Source organism: Gemmatimonadaceae bacterium, from assembly GCA_035533015.1.
Lineage (GTDB): Bacteria > Gemmatimonadota > Gemmatimonadetes > Gemmatimonadales > Gemmatimonadaceae > JAGWRI01.
In genome coordinates this window covers 1-19,274 of sequence record DATLUQ010000006.1, presented here as the reverse complement: position 1 = coordinate 19,274, position 19,274 = coordinate 1, and the positions used below count along the sequence as shown (strand labels likewise).

General features: G+C 67.9%; 19 protein-coding genes. 5 read left to right on the top strand and 14 right to left on the bottom strand.

Annotated elements, in window-relative coordinates; genetic code table 11:
* Positions 1 to 96: 96 nt before the first annotated feature.
* The 4 genes from VNF92_00895 to VNF92_00880 are packed head-to-tail and all read right to left on the bottom strand — an operon-like array spanning position 97 to position 1,604.
* On the bottom strand, positions 97 to 495 hold the full coding sequence (locus VNF92_00895; protein HVA56418.1) for a DUF1801 domain-containing protein: 399 nt from the start codon (positions 493 to 495) through the stop codon (positions 97 to 99).
* Between the two features lie 10 nt (positions 496 to 505).
* A complete protein-coding gene (locus VNF92_00890; protein HVA56417.1) occupies positions 506 to 913 on the bottom strand; it encodes a VOC family protein in 408 nt (135 codons plus the stop codon).
* 26 nt (positions 914 to 939) lie between these two features.
* Entirely contained in the window at positions 940 to 1,404 is a 465-nt protein-coding gene (locus VNF92_00885; protein ID HVA56416.1) for an AraC family transcriptional regulator, read from the bottom strand.
* Entirely contained in the window at positions 1,401 to 1,604 is a 204-nt protein-coding gene (locus tag VNF92_00880; protein HVA56415.1) for a hypothetical protein, read from the bottom strand. The genes VNF92_00885 and VNF92_00880 overlap by 4 nt, the downstream gene beginning before the upstream one ends.
* A gap of 374 nt (positions 1,605 to 1,978) precedes the next feature.
* On the opposite strand from VNF92_00880, the gene VNF92_00875 reads away from it, so the two are divergent.
* Positions 1,979 to 3,388 (top strand): IS30 family transposase, encoded by a 1,410-nt coding sequence (locus VNF92_00875; GenBank protein HVA56414.1) that lies wholly within the window; start codon positions 1,979 to 1,981, stop codon positions 3,386 to 3,388.
* 61 nt (positions 3,389 to 3,449) lie between these two features.
* Here the strand turns inward: VNF92_00875 and VNF92_00870 are convergent, their stop codons facing one another.
* Positions 3,450 to 3,980 carry a DUF1697 domain-containing protein gene (locus tag VNF92_00870; GenBank protein ID HVA56413.1) on the bottom strand — a complete coding sequence of 177 codons (531 nt, stop codon included), beginning with the start codon at positions 3,978 to 3,980 and terminating at the stop codon, positions 3,450 to 3,452.
* 432 nt (positions 3,981 to 4,412) lie between these two features.
* On the opposite strand from VNF92_00870, the gene VNF92_00865 reads away from it, so the two are divergent.
* Together VNF92_00865 and VNF92_00860 are read left to right on the top strand one after the other, a co-directional pair.
* Positions 4,413 to 5,414 (top strand): hypothetical protein, encoded by a 1,002-nt coding sequence (locus tag VNF92_00865; protein ID HVA56412.1) that lies wholly within the window; start codon positions 4,413 to 4,415, stop codon positions 5,412 to 5,414.
* Between the two features lie 265 nt (positions 5,415 to 5,679).
* Positions 5,680 to 7,284 carry an alpha/beta hydrolase-fold protein gene (locus tag VNF92_00860; protein ID HVA56411.1) on the top strand — a complete coding sequence of 535 codons (1,605 nt, stop codon included), beginning with the start codon at positions 5,680 to 5,682 and terminating at the stop codon, positions 7,282 to 7,284.
* A gap of 86 nt (positions 7,285 to 7,370) precedes the next feature.
* Here VNF92_00860 and VNF92_00855 read toward each other — a convergent pair whose 3' ends face one another.
* Positions 7,371 to 7,757, bottom strand: a complete 387-nt coding sequence (locus VNF92_00855) for a DUF1801 domain-containing protein (protein ID HVA56410.1) — start codon at positions 7,755 to 7,757, stop codon at positions 7,371 to 7,373.
* A gap of 324 nt (positions 7,758 to 8,081) precedes the next feature.
* Entirely contained in the window at positions 8,082 to 8,735 is a 654-nt protein-coding gene (locus VNF92_00850) for a helix-turn-helix domain-containing protein (protein ID HVA56409.1), read from the bottom strand.
* A gap of 195 nt (positions 8,736 to 8,930) precedes the next feature.
* Between VNF92_00850 and VNF92_00845 the strand changes: the two genes are divergently transcribed.
* Positions 8,931 to 9,482, top strand: a complete 552-nt coding sequence (locus VNF92_00845; protein ID HVA56408.1) for a DUF4142 domain-containing protein — start codon at positions 8,931 to 8,933, stop codon at positions 9,480 to 9,482.
* A 59-nt stretch (positions 9,483 to 9,541) separates the two neighbouring features.
* On the opposite strand, the gene VNF92_00840 is transcribed toward VNF92_00845, so the two are convergent.
* The 5 genes from VNF92_00840 to VNF92_00820 form a co-directional block, all read right to left on the bottom strand.
* Complete coding sequence (locus VNF92_00840; protein ID HVA56407.1) at positions 9,542 to 9,991, bottom strand: ubiquinol-cytochrome c reductase iron-sulfur subunit; 450 nt, start codon at positions 9,989 to 9,991, stop codon at positions 9,542 to 9,544.
* Positions 9,992 to 10,029: 38 nt separating this feature from the next.
* Positions 10,030 to 10,575: a Rieske (2Fe-2S) protein gene (locus tag VNF92_00835; protein ID HVA56406.1), complete on the bottom strand. Its 546-nt coding sequence runs from the start codon at positions 10,573 to 10,575 to the stop codon at positions 10,030 to 10,032.
* Positions 10,565 to 11,104 (bottom strand): hypothetical protein, encoded by a 540-nt coding sequence (locus VNF92_00830; GenBank protein HVA56405.1) that lies wholly within the window; start codon positions 11,102 to 11,104, stop codon positions 10,565 to 10,567. Before VNF92_00830 ends, VNF92_00835 begins: the two co-directional genes overlap by 11 nt.
* A gap of 211 nt (positions 11,105 to 11,315) precedes the next feature.
* The gene (locus tag VNF92_00825) at positions 11,316 to 11,714 is read right to left on the bottom strand and encodes a hypothetical protein (GenBank protein HVA56404.1); all 399 of its coding nucleotides are present in this window, start codon (positions 11,712 to 11,714) and stop codon (positions 11,316 to 11,318) included.
* 636 nt (positions 11,715 to 12,350) lie between these two features.
* Positions 12,351 to 13,730 (bottom strand): cytochrome c peroxidase, encoded by a 1,380-nt coding sequence (locus tag VNF92_00820; GenBank protein HVA56403.1) that lies wholly within the window; start codon positions 13,728 to 13,730, stop codon positions 12,351 to 12,353.
* A 193-nt stretch (positions 13,731 to 13,923) separates the two neighbouring features.
* On the opposite strand from VNF92_00820, the gene VNF92_00815 reads away from it, so the two are divergent.
* Complete coding sequence (locus VNF92_00815) at positions 13,924 to 16,542, top strand: serine/threonine-protein kinase (GenBank protein ID HVA56402.1); 2,619 nt, start codon at positions 13,924 to 13,926, stop codon at positions 16,540 to 16,542.
* Here the strand turns inward: VNF92_00815 and VNF92_00810 are convergent.
* Positions 16,539 to 17,120, bottom strand: a complete 582-nt coding sequence (locus VNF92_00810; protein HVA56401.1) for an ECF-type sigma factor — start codon at positions 17,118 to 17,120, stop codon at positions 16,539 to 16,541. The genes VNF92_00815 and VNF92_00810 overlap by 4 nt on opposite strands.
* Positions 17,121 to 18,662: 1,542 nt before the next feature.
* Positions 18,663 to 19,076 (bottom strand): hypothetical protein, encoded by a 414-nt coding sequence (locus VNF92_00805; GenBank protein HVA56400.1) that lies wholly within the window; start codon positions 19,074 to 19,076, stop codon positions 18,663 to 18,665.
* Positions 19,077 to 19,274: the final 198 nt, after the last annotated feature.

The following is a 19,274-nucleotide window of genomic DNA, read 5'->3' as shown; positions in this document are numbered from 1 at the left end:
TGAATCGGGGGGATTCACGGACCCTCTGTTATCTACACACAGAGGACTTTATCATGCAAAGGACGGTCACGCAAGGGGGGCGGGCCCCTTCTCACACTAGCCGTGGGCTCCGGACTTGTTCAAGGCCACGGCGGCCCGAACGAGCGCCTTGAGCGCCTTCTCGTCCAGCTGGTCGCCTTCGTGGACGTCGATGGCTCGCCTGACGTTGCCGTCGAGACTGGAATTGAACAGGCCCGAAGGGTCCTTCAGGGAGGCGCCCCTGGCGAAGGTCATCTTCACGACACTCTTATACGTCTCGCCGGTGCAGATCATCCCATCGTGATACCACACCGGCACCCCTCTCCACTTCCACTCCTCGGTCACGTCGGGATCCGCCTCCCTGATCAGGGCGCGGATCCGCGAGAGCATCTCGCCCCGCCAGTCGTCCAACTCCGCGATTCGCGCGTCGATGCGCGCGGACGGAGATTCTGCGTTCTTCGATGGAGTCTTCTTCATCTTCCCTGCCTCAGCGGCGCGCCTCGATCAGCTTCCACCCGTTCCCCGACGGGTCGCGGAACCCGGCGTCCACGGTGCCGTAGCGGGCCACGGGCTCCTGCGTGAACTCCACCCCCCGCTCGCGCATCCGGTCGCAGGCAGCGCGGCAGTCGTCCACCACCAGCACCAGCGGCGGCATCGCGCCTTTGGCCACGACCGCGCGCAGCGTCTGCGCCGTGGCCGCATCGTGCACCGGCGGGCCCGGCACGAACAGGCCGAGCTGGAACGACGGCTGGTCCGGGTGCTGCACCGTGAGCCAGCGATAATCACCGTTCTTCACGTCCGTATGGACGCGGAACCCGAGCTTCCCCACGTAGAACTCCAGCGCCTCGTCCTGATCCCGCACGTACAGACCGGCCACGTCCACGCCCTGCGTCATCGGATCTCCTTGTCGTCTGGACCCGTTTATTTAGCGCTCCGCACTCGGCGCCGCTTCTCCGAAACTGCCATCGTGAGGTGGGGCCGGTGCGCGGCGCTGACGATGCACGCCGGCACGCGGTCGAGCCCGCGCGCCGAAGCCTTGGCGCGCGCACGGACGGCGCTTGGGCTCTGGCCGGCGACGTCGCGGAACGTGCGGCCGAACGTGCCCAGGCTCTGCCAGCCTGTCTCGAAGGCGATCTCGGTGATGGAAAGGTCGGTGTCGCGGAGCAGCGCCGTCGCCCGCTCGATGCGCCGCGTGAGCAGGTACCGGTGCGGCGGCGTGCCGAAGGCCTGTTTGAACGATCGCGCGAAATGGGCCGCGGACACGCCGCTCACGCGCGCCAGCCGCCCCACGGGCCAGTCCTCGTGCGAGGCGGCGTCCATCCGGTCCTTCGCGCGCAGCAGGCGGCGCAACAGTTCGGGGTCCTGGCTTGCCAGACCTTCGCTCATGCCGCCCAACCAGGGAAGGCGAGGAACCAGCCCTGCCCCTCGACGCCGTAGAATGGGCAGTGCCACCTCATGGCCTTGTGGACGCCCGGCACGTGCTTCACGACGAGCGCGTCGACGCGGTTGGCGATGGCGGCCTGCCTCGCCTCCATGCTCGCGATGTAGGGCCGCACGCCGGCGTCCCCATCGGACTTGGGCAGCATTGCGGGTTTGCGGGCCTTCCGGGGCACACGTTCCCCGGCGCTCGGCAACTTGGACGACTTCGCGTTCGCGGCGGGCTCGACGGAGCGAGCGGAACGGCCGTTACGAGTTGGCATCGGCGCCACGGTAGTCGATTTTCGGTGAGGTCGCAACGCGTGAACGGGATCCGGTAGTCGGGCTGACGCCCCAGCTCAGGTGCGGGCAAATCAAACGAGACCGCGAGCGCAGCTCGCGCAATCTCTAACGCGCCCGTCAGTGGCAGCGCATGTTGGGCAGCACTCGCGCGAAACACCAACGGTCTCGGAGCATCACTTGAAACGACCCATGGGGGGTGGATTCAATCGGTCGTTGCAACACCCTCGTAGAGGAGGTTGTGATGACGAAACCGACGCGACGGCGTTCAGATCGTTCGGGACGACGGAAGTTGCGCTCGCCGGGACGACCACCCGTTGGACGCCGGGAGGACCGGCGGCGGTTCTGGGCCGCCATTGCCCGCGGGCACTATCCCGGGACCGCGGTCGCCGACGCCCGCGTGTCCTGGGTGGTGGGCACGCGCTGGTTTCGGCAAGCTGGCGGGATGCCGCCTTCCCACTTGGCGCCCTCGGCGCCCCCGCTTTCCGATCGCTATCTCTCGTTTGCTGAGCGCGAGTCCTTGGCCGTGCTGCGGGCCCAGGGTCATGGCGTGCGCACGTGCGCCCGGCAATTAGGCCGCGCGCCCTCGACGATCTCGCGCGAGCTCCGCCGGAATGCGGCGACGCGTAGCGGGACGCTCGACTACCGGGCCACCACCGCGCAGTGGCACGCCGACCGGGCCGCGCAGCGACCGAAAGTCGCGAAGCTGGCGGTGCACCCGCAATTACGGCAGTATGTGCAGGAGCGCTTAGCCGGGATGATCGCCACGCCCGACGGCGCGCCGGTGCGTGGCCCCACCGTGTCGTGGACGGGCCGAGGACGTGGCCGTCGCCAGCATCGCCGCTGGGGCCGGGCCTGGAGCCCGGAGCAAATTGCGCATCGGCTTCCGCTCGAGTTCCCGGACGATCCGACCATGCGTATCAGCCACGAGGCCATTTACCAGGCGCTGTACGTGCAAGGACGGGGCGCGCTCCGCCGGGAGCTCACCGCCTGCCTGCGCACCGGGCGGGCGCTGCGCGTACCGCGAGCCCGGGGCCGCCGTCGAGGCAAAGGCTTCATTAGCACCGACGTCATGATCGGCGAGCGGCCACCGGAAGTCGCCGATCGGGCCGTGCCCGGGCACTGGGAAGGCGATTTGATCCTCGGCCTTCAGAGTTCGGCCATTGGCACACTCGTGGAGCGGACGACACGCTTCACCCTCTTGCTCCATTTGCCGCCGATGGCGGGCCACGGGCGCGGGTTACGGGAAAAGAACGGGCCGGCGCTGGCCGGACACGGCGCAACCGCCGTCCGCGACGCGATCACGCGGACGATCCGCACCTTGCCGGTGGCACTGCGACGCTCCTTGACCTGGGACCAAGGCGCCGAGATGGCCGAGCACATCCAACTCCGGCTCGCCACCGACCTCGCCATCTACTTCTGCGATCCGCGCAGTCCGTGGCAACGGGCCACAAACGAGAACACGAATGGGCTGCTCCGGCAGTACTTTCCGAAAGGCACCGATCTCAGTGCCCACAGCGCATCGACGCTGGCTGCCGTGGCGCTGACGCTCAATACGCGCCCACGGAAGACCCTTGGCTGGCGGACCCCTGCCGAAGCCCTCGCCGAACTGCTACAATCCGCCGGCACCCCACCTGTTGCGACGACCAGTTGAACCTGAGGGGTACTCTGGAGAGAGAAGTCGTCTGGCTGGCCGATGATGGCCCGCCGGTCGGTCAGCTCCCTGCAGTGCCCAGCACCCTGGCGATCGCGGTGATCGTATTCCAGTTGCGCGTGGTAACGGGGACGCCGAAAAGCCGGTCGAGCGTGCCAAGGTAGCCGATCGCTTTCATGTGGCGCCTGTACACGCCGAAGACGAACCGGTTGTCCCTCGCGAGGACCTTCAGCAGCCACCTGCCGCTGGAAGGAAGGCTCAAGGGTGTCCTCGGCGCCGGGCGGGGGCGCTTTGACAGCACGCTCACGAAGCGGACGACGTCGGGCCGCAGGGGCTGGTCCGCGAAATGATTCTGAGACATCAGTCTGATGATCTCGCGACCCTGGCAGATCATGATCTCGGCATCAAAGGGAAGCCTGCGTGCCACTTCGGCGCGCAGTTGCGCCTGGGTCACTGGCTGCCGGATCACGAAGGTGCCCGCCGCGCCGATGCTGACGGCGTCGAGGTGCTTCAGTTGCTCAGCGAGCGTGGTGGGTCGGAAGCTTCTGTGACCGCCGACGTTGACCCCTCTCAGAAGAACGACGAGTGCCACCCCTCTCCTCCTGCTGGCGCCGCGCGAGAACGGATTGCCGCAATTTTAAGGAAGCGCCTGGCCTGAGCGCCAGCCCGCGCTACGCTCCGCCGCCCCAACCGTCCGCCCCCACACCGCCGTCCCAGCGCTGCGCGTTCAAGGCGGGGCAATTGCATTCCCCATGCTGATCCCTTCCGCCTCGAGATGTCGGCCACGCGCCCTCGTTCCATCCCGGGGCGTGGTCAGCGCGACAAAGTCGGGGCGGTCGCGCAACTATCCCGCACTTCATCGCGAATCCGGATCGCTTTCACATCCGGACCTGCAAGCATTTCCGAACGTGGAGGTGGCCTTGTCGAATGCACTCATCATGGGCACTATGATAGCCGATACGGGTACACGACTTCCCTGCTGGCGGTGACGGACAAGACGCCCTCCCGCAACGGAGAACGACTCATGCGTTACGCGATCGCATTCCTGTCGCTGCTCATGGCGCTTTCGTGCGCTCGCTCGAAGGTCGACCCCGGTCTGGTCGGCACCTGGGAATTGAACGTGCCCAACGCTGACGGAGTCGCGCGATGGGTCTGGGTGATCCATGCCGGAGGCACCTACGACTTTCACGCGGAAGGTCCGGGCGGAGTTCCTTCGCACAGCGGCATCTTCGAGGCCAGGAACGGAAAGTATACGCTGCGATCGACAACAATGGCCTGGGACGATAACGGCACGTACCAGTTGATTCAGGGCAACACACTGAGTGCCAGCGGCAGGCTCGGCACCGCATCGTGGACTCGCGTCCAGCCGGCGCCAGTCCAGACGCCGAACGATTCACAAGCTTCGCATTCGGCGGGCAGGAGTCCGGACAGCACCCCGAGGACGGCCGACGGAGGGGCGGGCATATACTCTGCGGCCACCATCTACGACTATCTGTCCCATCACACTTTCGATGACCGAATCCTCACGGCGCCTTTGACAGTGAGTCGTACCGAGACGGTCGATCCGGACGGGCAGGAACGGAGCGACGGAGTGATCGGCATCGTACAGGCTGAGGTACGGGGGTCGACCAGTCCGGCAACGATCTCGTTCGTCGTCTATCGCGATCGAGCAGCGGCCGAGGCTGCCCGTGACATCTATGCGATGTACGACTCCAAGACGTTTCGCATGAAGCCTGGCGAGTTCGTCTCTTCCCATGCGTACACGTACCGGGAACGGGGCGAGGCGAGGTGCCTGTCGCGGCTTCTTGTCGGCTCCTCGTCGCAGGCGACTGTCACGTGCTACCTGCTCGTGCAGTATCCCACGCGCGATCCCGTCATGATCGAGAGCGAGTTGACCGAGCAGGTCGGCGCAAAGGCGCAGGAGGCATCAATTGCTGCGGTTGACCGGGCGGATGACCTGCTGTTCGCCGGGATCAAGGAGTGGGCACTCACTTATCCATCGATCGGGGGCGGCGACTCGAGGTGAGAGTCGATGTGAGTGATTTCGGTCTGCCGTTCCGTTGGGCTCCAGTTCCATCGTGCACAGCGACACACCTTCGGCACTGAGCCCGGGATATTTCTGATGCTGCCAGCGAATCACCAGCCGTCGCGGCGGCTGGGCCGCGACGGGCGCGCCAGACGCGATGGCCTAAGTCCTCGCGCTCCATTGGACTCTGCCCGGCAGAGCCTCTATACTCCGCTCGCCAGTCGCGTGACTCTCTGATACGTCGACCGACCGAGGCGGACACAGGATGCGCATTCGCTCTTTCATCATCGCTCTCGCATGCGTTCCCGCGCTGGGCGCAGCCCAGGGGACGATGCCGGCGGGAACGCCCCGCTTCAACGTCTCCTTCGGCGGGTCGGCCCACGCCGCGCCGATCACCGGGCGCGTGTACGTGGCACTCTCGCGTACCAACGACGCTCGCCACACGCCCATCGACCAGACGGGCGAGGACGGCGTGCCGTTGTTCGGGGTGGACGTGTCGAATCTCAAGCCGGGCCAGCCGGTCGCGATCGACGCGTCGACATTCGGGTACCCGGTCCGGTCGCTGGCCGACATCCCCGCCGGCACCTACTGGGCCCAGGCGTTCGTGAACGTGTACACCGAGTTCCACCGGGCGGACGGGCACACGGTGTGGATGCACATGGACCAGTGGGAAGGGCAGAACTGGAAGCGCTCGCCCGGCAACCTCTTTGGCGAGCCGGTGAAGATCGCGTTTGATCCCAAGTCCAACACGCCGATCGCGCTCGTTGCCGACCAGGTGATTCCCCCCATCGTCGAGCCGACCGACGACCAGTACGTGAAGCACCTCAAGATCCGGAGCGAGATCCTCACCAGGTGGTGGGGGCACCCGATGTATCTGGGCGCAACCGTGCTGCTGCCCAAGGGGTACGACACGCACCCGAACGTGAAATATCCGATCGTCTACGACGAAGGGCACTTCTCGCTGCGGCCGCCGGGGGGCGGGGCGACGACCGCGTGGCTCGCCGACTCGACGCCGCGCGTCATCCTCGTCACGCTGCAGCATCCCTCGCCCTTCTACGACGACTCGTACGACGTCAACTCGGCAAACGAGGGTCCATACGACGACGCGATCATGCAGGAGCTGATTCCGGCGGTGGAGCGGCGGTTCCGCGTGATCGGCCAGCCGTGGGCCCGCCTGCTCACCGGCGGCTCCACGGGCGGATGGATCTCGCTCGCGCAGCAGGTGTTCCACCCCGACTTCTACGGCGGCACCTGGTCGCTCTGTCCCGATGCCGTGGACTTCCGCTATCACCAGATCGTCAACATCTACGCCGACTCCAACGCCTACTGGGTGAACCATGGCTGGATGACGGTGGAACGTCCCGACGTGCGCCGCCCCGACGGCAACGTCGAGACGATGATGAAGGACGAGAACTGGTATGAACGCGCTGTGGGCGACCACTCGCGGTCGGGCGGACAGTGGGACATCTGGGAAGCGGCGTACGGGCCCGTGGGCGCGGACGGCTACCCGCAGCGCATCTGGGACAAACGGACCGGCGTCATCGATCATCAGGTGGCCGATTACTGGAAGCAGCACTTCGACCTGCGCTACCGGCTGGAGACCAACTGGGCGACACTGGGGCCCAAGCTCGCCGACAAGATCAACGTGTACGTGGGCGACGCCGATACGTATTATCTGAACGACGCCGTGCACCTGCTCGACGACTTCCTGCGCCGGACCAGGTCGCCGAGGTGGACCAGCGAGATCGTCTTCCAGCCCGGGGCGCCGCACTGCTGGGGGCCGCCGCTGCCGGCACTGTTGCAGAAGATGGCGGCGCACATGGAACGGACCGCGCCGGCCGGTGCCGACACCAGGAGCTGGCGGTACTGAGCCGCCACGTCATCAGCGGCGGCGCGTCCCGATCAGCACGGCAGATGGGAAGCCCCGCTCACAAGTCCGTCGGCGCTCGGCTCTCACTATGCCCTCTTCCGCCTCGCGGCGGCTCGAGCGCGGTCCTGCTTGACCCGTAACAGGACGATGCGCCTGATGAGCGCATAGGGAATGGGCTGATCCAGCGGGAACCTGAGATTGCCTTTGGGGCCGGCGTATGGTGCCAGGGCCTTCGCGAGCTTCGCGTCGCCCGTGACCGGGGGGAAGAGTCCGATGTGGTGTTTGAAGGCGCCGATGTACAGGAGGATGCCGTGCAGCCGGAACGCCGGCATGCGGTAGCTGACGATCTCCTTCGCTTCCGGCGCGGCGGCCGCCACGGTGCGTCGTATTCTCTTCAGTATTGGCCGGACTTCGATGGGTGCGGCGGCAATGTACGCGTCGATGCTTTTCGGTGGTAAACTGCGAGCGTTCACTTCACCCCTCCCTGGCTTCGCATATTATCAGGCGGCGCACGAGGCACTCACACGATGCCGCGCTCTCGCAGCAACCCCGCCGCTAGTTCTCGACTGCCGGCTCAACGTCCCAGCGCTCTGCTGCGGCGTTTCTTCACAATGGCGGCAGCAGCGCGTCGTTGGACGCCACGCCGGGACGATGCCTGATCCGCGATCTCTTCGGGCACGTTGGCAATCGCCGGCGCCCGGATCATGCCACTTGAACGGAACTCCGCATCTCCCGGAGCAAAGCGAACAGCGGAAACGTACCGTGAACGGGAGGCCGCGCCCCGGGGACACGGTGGATCAGCGACCGGCGGGTCGCGACGCCGACACCTCGAATCGACACTGGGGCCGCGCACCGTGTTCGCACTGCTGGTGCACCGCGGCCCCGGTGAGCTCGGCGAGCATCGTCTCCACGGCCGTGCAGACCTCCGGCTGCTGGACCACGGCCTCCGAGAGCGGGCACCCGCAGGCGACGATTCGGTAGCCGGCGTCGCTCGGTTCTACCGAGAGCAGCCCGCCGAGCTCGGTGAGCGCGGCGGCCGCGACCTCCACTCTGGCGCGAAGCCCGCCGGCCGCGGGAGGTCCGCCGTGCGCCAGGCGCCGCCCGGCGTCACGGAACACGGCCCGGAGTTGACGCGGGGACGATCGGTGGGCCAGGGCGCCGAGCAGCGCCCGGACCATGGGAACGTAGGCGCGCGACATCGCGGCTTCGGCTTCGGGCGCCAACTCGTAAATCGTGGCGGGCTTCCCCACACCGCCGTCGCGCCGGACGCCGGCGGCGCGTACCATGCCGTCGCGTTCGAGCGTGGCGAGATGCCCACGCACGGCGTTGTCGGTCAACTCCAGTTCATCGGCGAGCGCTTCGACCGTACACGCGCCGCGGCGGAGCCGCTCGACGACTCGACCGCGCGTGCTCTCGAAGAACCGCCGGCTTCCCGGTAGTGATGCGGGCATGACTTGGCTCCGGGTGGCCCGACGCGGGCGGATGTCCCAGGGTGCAAGAATAGGACGGACGCGCGCAAAAGGCAAATAAGTACAGATAAAACTGGACAAATTATGGAGCGGGGCCTACGTTCCGCGACGTGTGGCGGGATCCCGCGGGGCGCCTCGGCCCCGGGGACATCGGACAATCTGATACGGGAGGTCGGTATGCAGCAGGGAGCGATGCGGCACGCGGTCATGCTGGCGACGGCGGGGATGCTGACCATGAGCGCGACGGCGCGCCCGGTACGGGCGCAGACGCCAGGGGCCGGGCTGGACGACCCCACGATCGTGGCAATTTTCGACGCGGCAAATACCTGGGACATGCAGACCGGCGCGCTCGCGGCGAAGAAGGGGACGACGAAGGAGATTCGTGATTTCGGCGCGATGCTCGAGCGCGACCACACCAAGGTCCGGCAGATGGGACGCGATCTGGCGAAGAAGCTCGCCGTCACGCCCACCCCGCCCAAGGATTTCGCGATGGCCGCGGATCATGCGGCGGCGATGAAGACCCTGGAAGCGGCGCAGGGCAAAGCATTCGATCGCGCGTTCCTGGAGCACGAGGTGGCGTATCACCGCGCGGTAATCGACGCGCTCAACGGGACGTTCCTCCCGGCGATCCAGAACGAGGAGTTGAAGAGCCTCGTGAAGGAAGTCGTGCCGGCGTTCGACGCGCACCTGAAGGCGGCTCAGCGTCTGCTCGACCGGCAAGGCGAGTAGCGGAGCACGCAACGACCGGCGCCGCCCCATGTGGGGCGCGCCGGCCGTCGGTCCGCGTGCTACTGCACCGTCAGGATGCCGGTGGCCGGGTCGTAACTCGTGTTGAGGGTGGCCAGGGGCCGCGTGGCGGGTCCGTTCACGACGTTGCCGCTGGCGTCGAACCGGGAGCCGTGGCAGGGACAGACGATCTGCGTCCCGCTCTGCACGCCGGCGGCGCACTGCTGGTGCGTGCAGATCAGCGAGTACGCGGCGAAGGTCGTGGCCGTGAGCCGCTTAGCGGCCCGGAGGTCGGCGACCTGCACGAGGCGCCCGGTGGTCGCGAGGTCGGGAAAATCACCGACCGTGATCAGCTTCGGGCCGTCGGTCGGAATGCCGCCGGGACCGGCGTCGTTCACGCCGGTCGGCCCGAACTGGCCGTTGCCGCAGCCGGTGATCACCAGCGCTCCCGCCGTCGCCGCGGCCGAGGTGATTAGAAACTCACGACGATTGATGCAGTCGCTCAAAGCCATCGTTCCTCCGGAAGTGCGGCGCGCGGCGCACCGCGTCGTCAAACCGAGACGAATGCCTTCTTCCACGCGTCCGGGTCGTCGTCCTGGCGGAACAACGCGTCCAGATTGACCGCGACGTTGTTTCCATCGCGGGTGACGGCGAACCGATCCATCCCGCGCGTTGCGCGCCCATCGATGAACTCACCCGTCGGCGTGTATTCCGAGTGATGCTTGGGGCAGCGGAACTCGTGTTCGTCGGCCTCCCAGCGGAGGGCCGTGTTCTGGTGCGGGCAAGCGAGGGAGAACGCGTAGACCGCGCCCTGGTAGCGGGCGACGATCACCGACTCGTCGTTGTCGATGTTCACCCCGTCGCTGGGCGGGATGGGATACTCCTTGGTCTCACCTCGGGTCCGGCCGGCGCGCACGAATCGCCACTCGCCGGCGGCGGCCTCAGCCGGCGCGGCGCCGAGCGCGAGCAGCGTTCCGGCCGCTACCACGGCGAGATCGCGTATGAAGCGCCGGCGTCCGCCCAGCACGCAGGCGGCGCACTGGGCGTGCCGGGAATCCTCCGCAGCGTCGGGCGTTGCGCGGCGGTCAATGGGCATTCCAGATCTTCATCATGAGGGCACTGGCCAACGTCACGCCCATCGCCGCCAGAGTCACGGTGCGATGTTCTCGCCGCTTGGCGAGGCTGTTCTGAGCCTGCGTGGCCAGGGTCGAGCCCGCGTAGGTGAAGGCCCCGTCGGCGGCGAGCATCGACAGCGCGTGCACGTAACGCAGTGCTCTGTTCTCCGGAACGCTGCGCGAATCCCAGAGGTTCCAGAGTCCGGTGACCGTGCTTACGGTGAATGCCGTGGCCAGCAAGGTCGCGCCCACACGGTGTCCGGTCTTGGCCCACGTGGGAGCGGCCGCCGGATCGTTGAAGAGGCGGTTCCCAGCGACATACTGGAAGGCAAACAGCGGAATGATGGAATACGCTGACCACTGATGGATCTGCAGACGGGTATAGTAGGCATCACTCACCTCGACAGCGCGCGGACGCCGGTGCACGGTGTCCACGATCGATCGGGGAATCGAGTCTGGTACGTTGTGCCCCGCGGCGGGAGTCGTATCCGGCGGCGAGGCGGCCAACATCAATGCCAGAGCTGAAACGGCCATCAACATGCGTCACTCACCGAGCGGTAGGGGCATACAGCGTTGCGCTGTCGCGGAGGCAGACGACTGTGCGTACTCCGGCGAGTCCGGGGCAACGTCATGTGAATGCGCGGTCGGCGATTCGCGTTCCCGGAAGTCCGTGGCGGGCATGTAAGGGATTTGTCGGGCTCCAGGTCGCGGGCGCATCAGGTTACCGCGACACGCGGGCGAACGTCACCGGCACCGGGTCGGAGGTCGTCCACAGGCTGCCGGCGAGCGTGTCAGTTCCGGCCAATTGGCCGGTGAAGTGGTACACGCCCCCTGGGCTCTCCGTGATGTCGAAGTTGACGTAGGGGCCAGTGATGAATCCCGCCACGGTGAGCGTGCCGCCCTGCATGGCCTCGGCAGTGTACGTGCCCGTGCCCGTCACGGTCGTATCCTGGACGGACAGCGACAACACGCGAGAGGACCCGGCCGGCAAGGGGAACGATTGTGCCCAGACGCCGGGGAGGTCGGCCTTGAGGTTGTGCGGGCCGGTCGGCGCGCCGCTCGAGCAGCCGATGCCGAGGACGACACCAAGGGTGGCAAGCATGGCGGTACCTGTTCGCATTGGTCCATGCTCCGGGTTGGGAGAACCAGCATCACGGGGCCCTGACGACGTACTCGCGCCTTCTGATTTCGGTTCCACGGCCGCCAGCGCCCGGCGTGTTTCACCGGGGACCGGATCCGACGCTGACGAGTGATGCCGTTGAGCGTTGTGGTGGGGCGGGTGGCGCGTGGCCGTTGCCCCACACGTTCCCGATCCGGGACGACACGGCCCTCGTTTGCCATCGGCCCTCGGGGCGGCGCGTCCTCGTGCGCCTTCCACAGATTCGGCGCGCGTGATACGACGTCGCTAGGCTCGCCGACTGTCGCGACACCGAAGCCGGGTTCGGGTACCGCGTCTCGGCGTCGACGATCGTGAAGGCGTCGTATCGCTGGGACCAGTGGCAAGTGAACCCGGCGAATTGCTCCTTCGTTCGCCCCGGGGGCCATGCACTGGCGGTCCAGCTTTCTCAGGCGTTCGACGTGACCGACTGGCTGGATTGGCCGTAGCGCCCGCTCCGAGAAATCCGGGAGGAACCTCCGAGGCAGCCGCTAACCGCTCCGAACTGCGGGCCAAGGCGCCGGCCGCGGGAGCAACCCCGTGGCCGGCGGGCCTGGCTCGCCGGCTGCGCCCGTCCTGCCCGTCTCCCGCCGCGTCTCGCTACCGATCCACCGGCAGCCCACTCGGCACCCGTACCGGCGCCAGCCGGTCGAGATGGGCGGCCCGCGGATCGGTGAGCGCGCTCATGTAGTCCACGAGCTTGCTCACCAAGTCGTCCGTGAGCACGACCCCCAGGATCAGTGTGTCCCGTGCCGCAATCACCTGGCTCTCATTCTGCACCAGGGTATTCCGGAGCAGCGGCTCGAGCTGGCTGGGATCGTACGAGGTGAGCTTCACGTCCGACTCACTGTAGTGCGCGATGAAGCTGCGCAGATCCACGATGGCGCCGTCGTGCCCGTACGGGCCGGTGAGTTCCACGTTCCGCAGCGGCGTGGTCCGGAAGCGGTACAGGTCGTCCTGGTTGTGCGTCACGCGAAACCGGCCGAAGTCGTCGTGCCCGCCGACGCCGTCCCCCTCGCCCGGTCCGATCTGCGCCACGGCCACGTCATGGAACTGCTGATCGCTGAGCGTCGCACCGTTGTGGCACAGCGAGCACTTGAGTGTGAGGAACGTCTCTGCCCCCTGGAGCTGCCGCGGGCTGAGCGCGTCGTCGTGCCCGGCGAGAAATCCATCCCACGGCGTATCCTCGAGCGTCAACTGATCCACGATGAAGGCGCCGATGGCGTTCGACGCGTACGCGAAGTTCATCCGGTCGAACCGCTCGCCCGGATACGCGGCCTCGAACATCGCGCGGTATTCGGGAATCCGGCCGAGTCGCTTCATGAGCCCGTTCCAGATACCGGTGTAGTCGTCGTCGCCCAGCGCCGCCAACTCGTTGCCGCCGTCGCCGCGCATCTCGGCGCGCACCGTCACCGGAAACATCCCGATCGCCGACACCGGACCGTACCGGAGTACGCGCGCCATTTGCGGCGTGAGTTGCGCCCCGGCCGGCGTGTGGAGGTGCCCCTGGCTGTCCACCTCCACGCGCCCATCCCAGAACAGATGCTTCATCCCGAACAGGTTGAACAGCGGGGGCGCGTTGCGCGGAATGAAGATTCCCTTCGGGTGATAGCGCGTCGGGCCCAGCCCGACGCCACCCTGTCCGATGGACAGGCTCTTCCCGTCGCCGGTCGCGTACGACGCGGCGTGGCAGGTCATGCAGGCGATGTCACGATTCCCGCTCAGGATGCGATCGAACGCGAGTGCGCGACCCAGACGCACCAGCGCCGGCGGAATTCGCGGCGGCTGCGGGAGCGGCACGATGCCGCGCGCCGCAGCCAGCAAGCGCACGGTGCGCGCCAGCGTGTCGGCATCCCCGCCATCGCGATCGCGTGACGCGGCAATCGGCGGCGCCGCGGGTGCAACCGGGCGCGGCGCATCGCACGCCGCCAGTGCGGCGACCAGCGCCGCGGCAATCGTTCTCGTGCTTCTGCGGTCCATCGCCACCTCCGGTGCGGTTCCTCTTCGCGCGCCATGCGGCGGCGGGCCGCCCCGCCCCGTCGCCGCTGCCGCGAGCCCTTCACCTCTTAGATCGCAATTCGCCCGCCGAACCCGACACGCCACCCGAATCCGGCCCCGCCGGTTGCGGAACTCCGCAGACGCCCTATGCTTGGGCGATTCCATCCCGCTGCTCATGCCCTCTCTCGACCCCGAGCGCTGGCGCGCTCTCTCGCCGCTCCTCGATCGCGCGCTGGAGTTGTCCGACGCCGAGCGCGAGGCGTGGCTGCACACGCTTCGCTCGGAGTCCCCGGAGCTTGCGGCCGAGTTGACCGCGGTCCTCTCGGGCGAGGCCGCGGCCGATCACAGCGGATTCCTGTCCGGTCCGCTCGAGGTGTCGGTCGCCGGACTCGAGTTGGGCGCGTGGACCATCGAGCGCCCATTGGGGCACGGGGGCATGGGCTCCGTCTGGCTCGCCCGCCGAACCGACGGCCGTTTCGAAGGGCTTGCCGCTGTCAAGCTGCTCAATCTCTCCCTCCTCAGCGCTACCGGTCAGGAGCGGTTTCGACGCGAGGGCACGGTGCTCGCGCGACTCGCCCACCCGGGGATCGCTCGGCTCCTCGACGCGGGCGTGGGCCCGAGCGGGCAGCCGTATCTCGTGCTCGAGCACGTGGACGGCGAACCGATCGATGCGTGGGCCGACGCCCATCATCTCTCGCGCGAGCAGCGCATCCACCTGGTCCTCCAGGTCCTCGCCGCGGTGGGCCACGCGCACGCGAATCTCGTCGTCCACCGCGATCTCAAGCCGTCGAACATTCTCGTCGCGCACGACGGCACGGTGAAGCTGCTCGATTTCGGCATCGCCAAGCTGCTCGATGCCGACGGGAGCGGCGCGCACTCCGCGCTCACGGCCGACGGCGCGGGCGCGCTCACGCCGCTCTTCGCCGCACCGGAACAGGTGCGGGGCGACGCGGTCACCACCGCCACCGACGTTTACGCGTCAGGCGTGCTCCTCTATCTCCTGCTTTCCGGGCGGCACCCCACGGCCGAGGGATGCCGCACTCCGGCCGATGCGATCCGCGCCCTGTTCGACGTGGAACCGGCGCGGCTCGGCATGGACGACCTCGACACCATCCTCGCCAAGGCGCTGCGCAAGGAACCCGGCGAGCGCTACCAGACCGTTGTCGCGCTCGCCGACGACCTCGCGCGCTACCTGCGCCGCGAGCCGGTGAGCGCGCGCCGGGATTCCGTCGCGTACCGCGCGCGCAAATTCGTCCTCCGGCATCGCGTGGGTGTGGCCGGCTTCGTCACCATCGGCGCTGCGCTGTCGGCGATCACGCTGTTCGCGCTCCGGCAGACGGCGGCGGCCCACCGCGAACGCGACGCCGCCGTATTCGCCGGCGCTCGTGCCGACGCGCAGATTGCCTTTCAGTCTCTGCTCATGTCGCAACTCGGGGACCGGCCGATGACGATGCGCGAGATCCTGGACCGCGGGCGCGAAATGCTCGAACGCCAGTACTCCCAGGACCCGCGATTCCTGGCCGGGCTCCTCGTGCAGCTCTCGGATCGGTACGCCGAGCTGGGCGACAGCAAGGTGCGGGGCGCCGTGCTGGACAGGGCCCGGGGCCTCGCCGCGGCCGCATACGATTCTTCTGATCTCGCCGCCGCGCGGTGCGCCGCGGCGGACAACCTGCGCACCGAGGGACGCTACGACGAGGCGCGCCGCGCATTCGCCGGCGTGGACTCGCTCCTCACGGCCGCGCCCGACCCCGACGTCGAGGCCACCTGTCTCGGCTATCGGGCCGACCTCGAGAACGAACTCGGAAATTGGAAGGCCGCCGATTCCGCAATCACCCGGGCCATCGCCGTCCGCGGCCGCCTCGGCCACGTCGACGACGTGGCGTACGCCGGTCTGCTGAGCACGCTCGCCTACACTCTCGACCGCGCGGGACGGCCGCGCGAGTCCATCGCCGTGTCCAAGCGGGCCGCCGCCCTGATGGACACCACCGGCCACGGCGGAACGGTGGCTCGAACCATCATCCAACACGACATGGCGCTGGTGTATGTCGAGCTGGGCGAGAACGTCCAAGCCAGCGCCTTGCTCTACGACGTCCTGCGCCGGATGCGTCAGGCCGATACGACCGGGCGCCTGCCGGTCCAGGCGCTCATCCACTACGCGCGCGCGGCGCTGTTCGGAGGAAACCTGGACTCGGCGCGGAAGTACTTCGGCGTGCTCGCCGATCAGGCCGTTGCGGACCACAATACCTACTGGGAGGGCCGCGCGCTGTTCGGTCTCGGGGAGGCGGAGATCGCCGCCGGCGATCTTCCCGCCGCTCGGCGCACCATGGCCCGCTTCCGGCCGATCAGCACGACCCGGGCGCTGCGCAGCAGCGACGACGAGATCGTGGACTACCGCATGCTCGAAGCGCTGCTCGCGCGGGCCGAGGGCGACACCGCCGCCGCCCGCGCGAAGGTCGTCGCCATGCTCCGCGACAACGGGTACTTCCAGGGCCACCGGCGCGATCTGATGCGCGCCGGCCTCATCGTGGCGGCCGAGGTGAGCCCACCCGACAGCGCACTCGGCTATGCCCGCGCCGCGCTCGCCCTCGCCTCCGTGGATTCACTCACCGCCACGCGCAGCGCCTACGTGGGCGAAGCGCGACTGGTCGAGGCGAGGGCACTCCTGGCCGCCGGCGACACCGCCCGTGCGCGCGCCAGCCTGACGCAGGCCGTGATGGCGCTCACGGCCGGCGTCGGGGCCGGGCACCCGCGCACGCGGGAGGCGCGCGCGCTGCTCGCCGGCCTCCCGCGCTAGACGACGGCCACGTCGTCCCCGTCGAGCAGCGTGCGATGCAGCAGCAGCCGGGCCTTGCGCCAGTCGCGCTGCACCGTGCGCTCGGAAACGCCGCGAACGCCGGCGATCTCGGCGAATGCGAACCCGCTGAAGAAATGCATGTCCACGAGTTCCGCCAACGCCGGCTCGAGGATGGCCAGCTCGTCCAGCGCGTCGCCGAGTCGCTGCAATTCGTCTGCGTCCGCCAGCGTGCCGGCCGCCGACCCGATCTCGTCGGTCAACGTTATTTCGAGTTCGCGTCCCCGTTTTCGCGCCCGGCGCCGCCGGGCATAGTCGATCACCAACCCACGCATGGCGCGCGATGCGTAGGCCAGGAACCGGCCGCGATCGGGGAAGGCCACGCCGCCGCGCTCTGCGATGTTGAGGTAGGCCTCGTGCAGCAGCGTGGTGGGGCCCAGCGTGGGCGGAGCGCCGGCGCGCCGCAGGTTGCGCTCGGCAAGATCATGCAGCTCGCGGTAGAGGAGCGCGAACAGCTCGTCTGCCGCGCCCGGATCCGCGTGCTCGGCGCGCCGCATGAGGGAATCGAAGCCTGGGTCCATACGGCCTCCTGCCGCGGAGGGACGATAGGGCCGGCGGAAGCTGCCCGCAACCCACCGCGACCGAAACCTGGAGCAGCGCCCACCCCGCGCCGAGGCGCCCCGGCTTTCGCCGGCCGGGCAAGGCGACCGAAGCGAAACCGCGCATCACGGCCACCGTCGCGCTCTGGCCGGCGTCGGCATTCACGGGCATGAATGCGCCGCTGCCCGGCATTGCCTTGAGGTTGTCGAGACTCCAACTCCATCACTTGGATGATCAGAGGCTACGTCGTCCGGAGCTGCGTGGAAACATCAAGACGCTGCTGCCGCGGCGTTAGCCGTCTGAGTTGCGATCGTGGAGAGCGAATGGCTGAATGGATCTCACGCTTCACCGCACGACCGCCTTACGGGATTGGCGGGCTCTTCGTGCTCCTCCTGTACGCCGTGCAGTCCGAAATCCGCTTTGGTGCGCGCGCCCGCGCCCATCGGACCGGCGCCTCGGACCGAAGGAGCACCCTGGCCGTCTCAGTGGCCGCCGTCCCAGTCCTCGGATTTGCCCTCTCCATGAAGGCCATCTCCCCCGGCACTTCCCATAGGGTCTCCAACTGGTTTCCGCCGGCTGCGCTACCTGGACTTCCTCTCGTCGCCTGGATTGGTATAGCGCTGGGCGCTGTCGGTCTCTGCATTCGGCTGTGGTCAGTCCTCACACGACGTGAGCGCTACACCAGAACCCTGCTCGTTCAAGACCAGCACTCGATCGAGCGCGGGGGACCGTATCGTGGGGTACGCCATCCCGGTTACCTGGGGTCTCTTCTCTGCCTGAATGGACTTGCATTGGCCTCGGGAAACATCGTGACTCTTGCAGCGTCTCTCGTAGCGACTTCTGCGGCCTATGCGTATCGCATCAAGGTTGAGGACCAGATGCTCGTTCAATCTCTCGGTTCTCCCTACGCTGAATACCAAGGGCAGGTGGGTGCGCTGATCCCCGTCCTTCGCCTTGCAGATCGCGCCCGCCATTCGCGGGCCGGCTGATGAGTCGCTGAACAGGGCACCGAGCGTGGCGCCCACATGCCGCCTGTACCCAGGGGAGGCCAGCTTCATGGCCCGGAACGCTAGTGTGCAATCCTCTACCGAACAGAGAGCAAGGTGGATGGCCACAACTCAGGACTGATCGCGGCCTGGGCATGGACGACGCTCGCAGACGGAGGAGGTCCGATCCTATTGATCGAGAGAGGGCCTTGGCTGCTGACGAATGGCTGGTTCGCTCCGTGCTCCGGCAGAGCTGCGTGTCCTCTAACGGCATGGCTTGCAGACCGCCCCTTTGGCCTCTCGCTTTCTGGCCATGCACGATTTGCAGCCGCAGTCCTCATCTGGCTCGCTGACCAGGTCGCCGTCAGGGCACACCTTGGGTAGTCGGTCTCATTTGGTGTTTGCCGGGGTGTCCAGAGCAAGGTTTCCCTTCTGTAGTTCCCGTATTGATTGCGGCATGCGAGCATAGCGAGCAAGCCGCCTCCGAAGCCCCCGCCGCCAGCAGCCGTGCCTCGTTAGCCGGCCCGCGCCTACGCACTACCCCGGTGGAAGCGCCCGGCCACGGTGCCGGCGCTCGAGTCGCAGCACTGCTGCACCCGCGCCCAGCGGCGTCAGGAGCAGGAATAACACGCCCGAACCCAGCAGCGTTCCGATCCCCGCCCCCACCAACGCACCGACAAGCGGCTCCGTGATCGTGCGCCAGAGCGGGACTCGCCGGAGCGCCGACCACGTCACCAGCGGTCCAACACACGCACCGAGCACTCCGAAGACCGTGGCGTTCCACCGGTAGTTTGCGGCGTCGGCGGGCGGCGCCCCCGCCACGATCTTCCCCAGCACGGTGATGCCCACGCCGACCATGGCACCGGCCAGCGCACCGGCAACGATCAGGCCAAGCGTGATCCGCCACCGGATCGCGCGGGAGAGACCGGAGGAACGCTCGACTGAAGTCATCGATGACACCGGCAGTTGATGTTCAATCAAGCTCCGATGGTTCGGCTAACGTCGCGGCGCTCTGCGGCGGCGTTCTTTCATAATAGCGGCAGGCGGCCGCAGGCCGCCAGCCACTTCCCCCCACGCCGCCAGCAGCAGCGCCGAGTCAGGCCGCCTCTCCGGCGGAGCTGCGCCGCGCCTCCGCGTTGCTCATGGCCG